Annotated in this window: 6 protein-coding genes; 2 read left to right on the top strand and 4 right to left on the bottom strand. The window is 73.9% G+C overall.

Annotated features, from left to right (window positions below; genetic code table 11):
* The coding region (locus tag V6U88_RS30040) for a glycosyltransferase family 4 protein (RefSeq protein ID WP_334458276.1) at window positions 1-886 on the top strand (886 nt) is incomplete at its 5' end.
* A gap of 129 nt (window positions 887-1,015) precedes the next feature.
* Here V6U88_RS30040 and V6U88_RS30035 read toward each other — a convergent pair.
* The 4 genes from V6U88_RS30035 to V6U88_RS30020 form a co-directional block, all read right to left on the bottom strand.
* Window positions 1,016-2,299: a citrate synthase gene (locus V6U88_RS30035; RefSeq protein ID WP_334458275.1), complete on the bottom strand. Its 1,284-nt coding sequence runs from the start codon at window positions 2,297-2,299 to the stop codon at window positions 1,016-1,018.
* 191 nt (window positions 2,300-2,490) lie between these two features.
* The gene (locus V6U88_RS30030) at window positions 2,491-4,548 is read right to left on the bottom strand and encodes a sulfatase-like hydrolase/transferase (protein ID WP_334458274.1); all 2,058 of its coding nucleotides are present in this window, start codon (window positions 4,546-4,548) and stop codon (window positions 2,491-2,493) included.
* The gene (locus V6U88_RS30025) at window positions 4,541-5,956 is read right to left on the bottom strand and encodes a class I SAM-dependent methyltransferase (RefSeq protein WP_334458273.1); all 1,416 of its coding nucleotides are present in this window, start codon (window positions 5,954-5,956) and stop codon (window positions 4,541-4,543) included. The genes V6U88_RS30030 and V6U88_RS30025 overlap by 8 nt, the downstream gene beginning before the upstream one ends.
* Window positions 5,957-5,973: 17 nt before the next feature.
* Complete coding sequence (locus V6U88_RS30020) at window positions 5,974-6,123, bottom strand: hypothetical protein (protein WP_170285311.1); 150 nt, start codon at window positions 6,121-6,123, stop codon at window positions 5,974-5,976.
* Window positions 6,124-6,320: 197 nt separating this feature from the next.
* Here V6U88_RS30020 and V6U88_RS30015 point away from each other — a divergent pair, with 197 nt between their 5' ends.
* Window positions 6,321-6,716: a VOC family protein gene (locus V6U88_RS30015; protein ID WP_334458272.1), complete on the top strand. Its 396-nt coding sequence runs from the start codon at window positions 6,321-6,323 to the stop codon at window positions 6,714-6,716.
* Window positions 6,717-7,123: the final 407 nt, after the last annotated feature.

The following is a 7,123-nucleotide window of genomic DNA, read 5'->3' as shown; positions in this document are numbered from 1 at the left end:
GCGGCACCAGGGCTGGCTGCCGGAGGAGATGAACCGCACCATCCACGGCGTCGAGCACTGGCTGGCCGGCGAGTCCGGCCGGGTGATCGTCTGCTCCGGGTACATGCGCGACGAGGTGGGCGCGCTGTTCGGGGTGCCCGCCGGCCGGGTGGACGTGGTGCCCAACGGCGTCGAGCCGCACCGCTGGCGGGTGCCGATGGCCGCCGTCGCCTCGGCCCGGGCCCGGTTCGCCGGGGACGGCCCGCTGGTCACCTTCGCCGGCCGGCTGGTCTACGAGAAGGGCGTGCAGCACCTGCTCGCCGGGCTGCCCCGGCTGCGCGAGCGGCACCCCGGGCTGCGGGCCGTGATCGTCGGCGACGGCCCGTACAAGGCCGCGCTCGAGGCCGAGGTGCACCGGCTCGGGCTGGGCGGCACGGTGAGCATGCCGGGCTTCCTCGGCGGCACCGACCTGCCGGCCGTGATGGCCGCCTCGGACTGCTTCGCCGTGCCGAGCATCTACGAGCCGTTCGGCATGGTGGCCCTGGAGGGCGCCGCGGCCGGCGCGCCGCTCGCCGTCGCCCGTACCGGCGGCCTCGCCGAGATCGTGGAGCCGGGCGTCACCGGGATGACCTTCGCCCCGCAGGACCCGGACGGGCTCACCGAGGCCGTCGACGCCCTGCTCTCCGACCGGGAGCGGGCCCGCCTGCTCGCCCGCCGGGCCCGCGCCATGGTCCACGAGCAGTACGGCTGGACGGCTATCGCGCACGCCACCGCGACCGCGTACGCCACCGCGATCGCCGGCGACGCCGCGTTCACCACCGAGCGCGCCGAACTGCGGATGACGCTGGGTCGGGTCTCCGCGCCGGCCCCGGAGGGCAACCTGCTGGTCGCCGCCGGCCTGCGCTGACCCGTACCCGAACAGGGCCGTCGACCCCGCACGGGGCCGGCGGCCCTCGTCGTGCCCCGGCCGCGGTCACCGAGCACGGCGAAGGCCGCCGACCCGCAGGGGGTCGGCGGCCTTCGTGGTACGGGTGGGTCAGCGCTCGGCGATCGCGGTGTAGTTCCGCTCGGGGGCACCGGTGTAGATCTGCCGCGGGCGGCCGATCTTGGTCTCCGGGTCGTTGATCATCTCGCGCCACTGGGCGATCCAGCCGGGGAGCCGGCCCAGCGCGAAGAGCACCGTGAACATCTTCGTCGGGAAGCCCATGGCCTTGTAGATCAGGCCGGTGTAGAAGTCCACGTTCGGGTAGAGCTTGCGGGTGACGAAGAAGTCGTCGGCGAGGGCGATCTCCTCCAGCTCCATCGCGATGTCCAGCATCGGGTCCGGCTTGGCCATCCGGCCGAGCACGTCCTGGGCGGCCTTCTTCACGATGGCGGCGCGCGGGTCGTAGTTCTTGTAGACCCGGTGACCGAAGCCCATCAGCTTCACGCCGTCCTGCTTGTCCTTCACCTTGCGGACGAAGGAGCGGACGTCACCGCCGTCGGCCTTGATCTTCTCCAGCATCTCCAGCACGGCCTGGTTGGCACCGCCGTGCAGCGGGCCGAACAGGGCGTTGACACCGGCCGAGACCGAGGCGAAGAGGTTGGCGTTGCTGGAGCCGACCAGCCGCACCGTGGAGGTCGAGCAGTTCTGCTCGTGGTCGGCGTGCAGCACGAAGAGCATGTCCAGCACCTTCGACATCACCGGGTCGACCTCGTACGGCTCCGCCGGCACACCGAAGGTCATCCGCAGGAAGTTGTCGACGTAGCCCAGCGAGTTGTCCGGGTACAGCAGCGGCTGCCCGATGGACTTCTTGTAGGCGTACGAGGCGATGGTGGGGACCTTCGCCATCAGCCGGATCGTCGACATCTCCACGTGCTCGGAGTCGAACGGGTCCAGGCTGTCCTGGTAGAAGGTCGAGATCGCGCTGACGGCCGAGGAGAGCACCGCCATCGGGTGCGCGTCGCGCGGGAAGCCGTCGAAGAACCGACGCATCTCCTCGTGCAGCAGCGAGTGCCGCCGGATCCGGTCGCTGAACTCGGTGAGCTGCTGCTGGGTGGGCAGCTCGCCGTAGATCAGCAGGTAGGAGACCTCCAGGAAGGAGGACTTCCCGGCCAGCTGCTCGATCGGGTAGCCGCGGTACCGCAGGATGCCGGCGTCGCCGTCGATGTAGGTGATCTCGGACGAACAGGACGCGGTGTTGACGAACCCGGGATCGTAGGTGGTCATCCCGGTTTCCTTCAGCAGCTTGCTCACCCCGATGCCCGCGGGGCCTTCGACCGCGTCGTGCACCGGCATCGAAAGCTGCCCACCGGGGTGATCGAGCTTGACTTCCGTCATGTGGTTCCTCGCTTTAGCCGGCGAATCTTCGTTGAATTGCCTTCGCTTTTACCGTAATCACGGTCCCCGGGATACCACCCGCCGTGGTTCGGCGGTGAGGTATGCGTCACCCGATTCCCGGCCCGACGGCTGGGAAACCCTGGTGAGCGGGGGCGACCCCGGCGATGACGGACGTCGGGGGACGAAGTTTTCTACGACAGGTCCAGGCGGCGCAACGCGCCGTCGGAGCCGACCCGGTAGAGGTCGAGCCGGTTCGCCCCGGCCCGGAACAGGTGGTCGTCCGCTAGCAGGGCGGCGAAGCGGCGGCCCCCCTCGTCCGGGGGCACCACCGGGACGACCGCGCCGACGCGGCCGTTGACGGCCACCGCCAGCAGGGTGCCGTCGGGCACCGCCCGGGGCACGGTCCCCCAGACCAGGGCCGGCAGCTCGCCGGCGGCCGGGTCGACCCGGCCGAACGCCGCCCGGTTCGCCACGGTGGCCGTCCCGCCGGCCGGCCGGTCGCCGACGGCGGTGCCGACCAGCGGGTGCGGCGCCGGGTCCGGCGGGCGGCCCGGCACCCCGCCGCGCAGCGTCAGCGGCTGTCCCGGCCGGTCGTAGAAGCGCTTCTCCGCGCCCGCGCGCGGGGCTTGCCGGGCGGAGCGCCCGTCGACCTGCCAGGGAATCCTGATGTGCACCGCGTCGGCGATGGTGGGCAGCAGGTCGACGTGCTCCCAGTTGCGGTCGTCGACCCGGCCGGCCCGCTGCCCGGGGGTGCGGACGAACATCGGCACCCAGGCCACCTCGCCGGCCGCATTGTCGATCGCGTCCAGGCCCCGGCCCTGCCAGTCCCGGGTGAAGCTCACCCCGTGGTCGGCGGTGAGCAGGATCAGCGCCTTGTCCCACAGGCCGGTGGCGCGCAGGGTGCGCAGGGTCTCGCCGACCAGCCGGTCGGTGTAGCGCAGCTGGGCCAGGTGCCGGGCGCGGGCCAGCTCGACCCAGCCGGCGCCGTCGTTGGGCAGGTCCTCCGGGGCGGCGTAGCGCGCCCCCGAGGGCAGGAACGCCCAGGGCGCGTGCGGCATCAGCAGGTGCAGGAAGTGCAGGGTCGGCCGGGCCGACGGGCGCAGGCCGGCCAGGAAGCTGGTGAACCGGGCCGGCTGGTTGTCGTCCAGGCTGTCGAAGCGGAACCTCGGGTCGGCCGGGACCGGCTCGGCGGCGTCGAGGCCGACCTCGGCGCGGGTCCGCTCCCGGTACGACTCCTCCGGGTCGATCCGGCTGTCCACCGGCGCGGTGACCTGCCGCAGCAGCTTGCCGCTCTCCCGGACCAGCACGCCGAGCCCCTGCTCGGGAGTGGCCGGCTGCTCGCAGCGGCTGGGCGGGCAGAGCCGGGTGATGCTCTCCTGGGCGCGGACGTCGTACAGGCCTCCGAGGGCGGTGAAGAGGTTATCCGGGTACTGCGAGTAGTGCGGGGCCAGCGGCTGGGCCGGGTAGCGGCCGGTGAGCATCGCCGGCAGCGCGTACGGCGTCCAGCCGCTGACCCCGGTGGCGTTGCGGTACCACGTGGACCCGGCGGCCAGCTCCGCGAAGTGCGGGTAGGCGGTGGCGTCGATCTTCCCGTCCGGGCCGAGCAGCGAGACCAGCGGCAGCTCGTCGAGGACGATCATGACCACCGGCGGGTGCTCCCCCGGCCCGACGACGCCCGCCGCGCCGCCGTGCGCGCGGGGCAGCACCACCGCCGAGGCGGGCGAGGCGAAGAGGAAGAGCGCGACGAAGACGGGCGGCCCGATCGCGGCGACCCGCAGCACCCGGCCCGGCCCGCGCCACCGCGCGTGCGCCGCCGCCCCGGCGGCGCCGAGCAGCACGGCGACGAGCACCAGCGGTACGCCCCGCAGCGGGGTGCCGTGCCGGCCCACCTGCACCGCCAGGGCGGCCAGCAGCAGCCCGACGATCCCGGTGTGCGCCGCCCGCCGGACCCGCCGGCCGGCCAGCCCGACGGCCAGCCCGAGCAGCGCGACGGCGAGCGTGGGCAGCACCGCGATCAGGGCCACCAGCAGCAGCACCTCGCGCGGGGCGGCGCGGTGGAACAGGAAGAAGTCGGGGCTGCGTCCGAGCACGTCGAGCAGCGGCTGGGTGACCACCAGGCCGAGCAGGGCGGCCACCTCGAGCAGCCGGCCCAGCTCGGCGCGCCGCCCGTCGCCGGTCGCCGGTGGGGACGTCGGTGGCCCGCCGGGGTCGCGCCGCCCGGTCGGCGGCGCGAGGACCGGATCAGCCACCCACCACCGCCTGGTAGAGCGTGCGGGTGCCGCAGGGCAGTTCCTGCTGCCGCTCGATGCGGCAGCGCGCGGCCAGCAGGCGCGCGAACTCGTCGCGCCGGTAGTCGGGGAAGAGCCCGTCCGGCTTGTTGGCGAGCAGCCGGCGGGCCATCGGGTCCTCGGGGTGGACGAACTCCACCACCAGCCGGCCGCCGGGCCGGGCGTACGCGACGAGCTGGTCGAGCACCTCGCCCAGCGGCACGTTGCGGCCGAGGGCCAGGTGGTGCACCACGGCCAGGGCGAGCACCACGTCGGCGCGGGCGCGCCGGGCGAAGCTGGCCCGCTCGACGCCGCGCCAGCCGCCCCCGGGCGAGGGGTCGGCCAGGTCCATCACCAGGGGCAGGATCCGGCGTTCACCCTCGGCACGCAGGGCCCGGTAGAGGGCGTCCACCACGGCCGGGTCCTGCTCGACGGCGACCACCTGCGCGGCGTGCCGGGCGGCGATCCGGGCGTACCGGCCGTCGTTGGCGCCGAGGTCGAGCACCAGCCCGGGCGTACCGGCCGCCCGCACCGCCGCCTCGACGAAGCGCTCCTTCTCCTCCCGGTCGCGCACGGTGTAGCTGCAGGTGCGCTGGTAGTCCACCCAGTGGCTGCCCTCGTCGCGGCGGTCCAGCCGGCGGACCAGCCGGTCGATCCCGCGTACGGTGGCCAGCGCCAGGTCACGGGAGTAGCCGGCCGCCCGCAGCTGCGCTCGGACCTCGGTGGTGCTGGCGCGGGCGTTGCGGCCCTGCATCGCGCCGTGCAGGTGCACGTGGGTCGGCACGCCGGGCAGCAGCCGGCGGGCGCCGCGGAACAGCCGCCGCATCTGGTCCGGCTCGATGCCGTCGACCCGCGCCCGCAGCCAGGGCTGGAAGTCCAGGCCGAGGTGGGCCTGGAGCAGCAGCGGGTAGAGCAGGGTCTGGCAGAACTGCCGGTAGCCGGCCCACGGCTCCCCCTCGGCGAGCGGCGCGAAGGAGCCCACGTCGATGAAGACCGGGCCGGCGCCGCGCCACTGGAGGTTGTAGGCCGACCCGTCCTTGGTGGTGAACCCGGCCGACAGCGCCCGGCGCAGGATCTCCAGGTGCAGCAGCGCCGCGTCGCGCAGCATCGCGAACGACCACTCGTACGGGTGGGAGACGAACGGGATGCGCTCGTGCCGCAGCACCGCCGTCCAGCCGGGCAGCCGGGCCGGGTCGACCTCTTCGGTGCCGCAGACCTTGCCCTCGGCGAGCAGTTCGGCGAAGAAGGCGCTGCCGGACAGGGCCCGCCAGTCGCGGGCCCCCTCGGGGCCGAGGCCACGCAGCACCTCGTCGCCGGCGTGGAAGACCCGGTTGGCCGGGTCGCGGAAGGAGCCGGGCTCGACCCGGATCCCGGTGTCGGGGGCCGCCATCGGGGGTCCGACCCCGCTCAGCCGCGGTCGGTGGGCTGCCGGCGGAACCGGTCGACCAACCGGCGCCAGTAGAGCTTCGCGGCGACGGCCGCTCCCGCGACCCCGCCGACCACCGCCTGCACGATCAGGCTGCCGGACCCCGCGTCCAGGTAGGCCAGGTGAATCACCGACCGCTCCCTTCCCTCGCCGTCGTGTGGGCCGGCGCTGCGGGCACGCCTATATGCGGCTTTTCCACCCTTAAGGCCGGACTTGTTCCCTGGTCACCGTACGCCGCCGACGGCGGTCGTGCGGGCCACACCGAGCACTGCGACGCCAGTCCGTTCCGTTCAAGACCACGGCCCCGCTCCGGGCCTAGCGTGTCGCCATGGCACTTCACCTGGATCTGGTCGGCATGGCCGTCGCCGACATGGCCCGCAGTCTCGACTTCTACCGCCGGCTGGGACTGGCCATCCCGCCCGAGGCCGACGCCGAGGACCACGTGGAGGTCACCCTCCCGGGGGGCCTGCGGCTGGCCTGGGACGCGGTGGAGATGGTCCGCACCTTCCACCCGGGATGGACGCCGCCGACCGGCAGCCCCCGGGTCAACCTCGCCTTCCGCTGCGCCGACCCCGCCGAGGTGGACCGCTACTGGGCGGAGCTGACCGGCGCCGGCTTCCACGGCGAGCTGCCGCCCTGGGACGCCTTCTGGGGCCAGCGGTACGCCGTGCTGCACGACCCGGACGGCAACGGCGTCGACCTGTACGCCCCGCTGGCCGGCTGACCGTCGCGGCCGCCGGGGACCAGCCCAGGCGCCGAGCGAGGCGCGGGGTCCTGCCGGGAAGCAGTCCCGAGCACCGAGCGACGCGCCGTTCCCGGGGGGCCCGAAGTGCAGCGTAGATAAGCAATAGGGGTAGCCGTCAGGCCTGAGCGAAGTGGCCCGCAATGTAGATGCTTTGCGGTCTGGACGGCTGCCGCTCGGGCGGGTCCGGCGCCGGCGGTACGCGTTTCAGGCCGCGGCGGGGTGTTCGCCGGGAACCTCGCAGCCGCCGACCCGGAACGGGCCGCGTTGCGCAGCGCCCTCGGCGACTCCGCGCCGAGCACCCGGGTGATCGAGGTGCACGAGGTCTAGGCGGTGTCTTCAAAGGATCTTGGTGTCGGATGATGTAGGGCGTGGGTCGTCGTTACGAG

Source organism: Micromonospora sp. CPCC 205739 (genome assembly GCF_036906795.1).
Lineage (GTDB): Bacteria > Actinomycetota > Actinomycetes > Mycobacteriales > Micromonosporaceae > Micromonospora.
The sequence above is the reverse complement of the archived record's forward strand: the minus strand, read 5'-3'. Positions and strand labels throughout refer to the sequence as shown.

Excerpts from the sequence above, each read along its gene's own strand:
- V6U88_RS30035 (WP_334458275.1), bottom strand. The coding sequence starts at position 2,299 with ATGACGGAAGTCAAGCTCGATCACCCCGGTGGGCAGCTTTCGATGCCG.
- V6U88_RS30025 (WP_334458273.1), bottom strand. The coding sequence starts at position 5,956 with ATGGCGGCCCCCGACACCGGGATCCGGGTCGAGCCCGGCTCCTTCCGC.
- V6U88_RS30015 (WP_334458272.1), top strand. The coding sequence starts at position 6,321 with ATGGCACTTCACCTGGATCTGGTCGGCATGGCCGTCGCCGACATGGCC.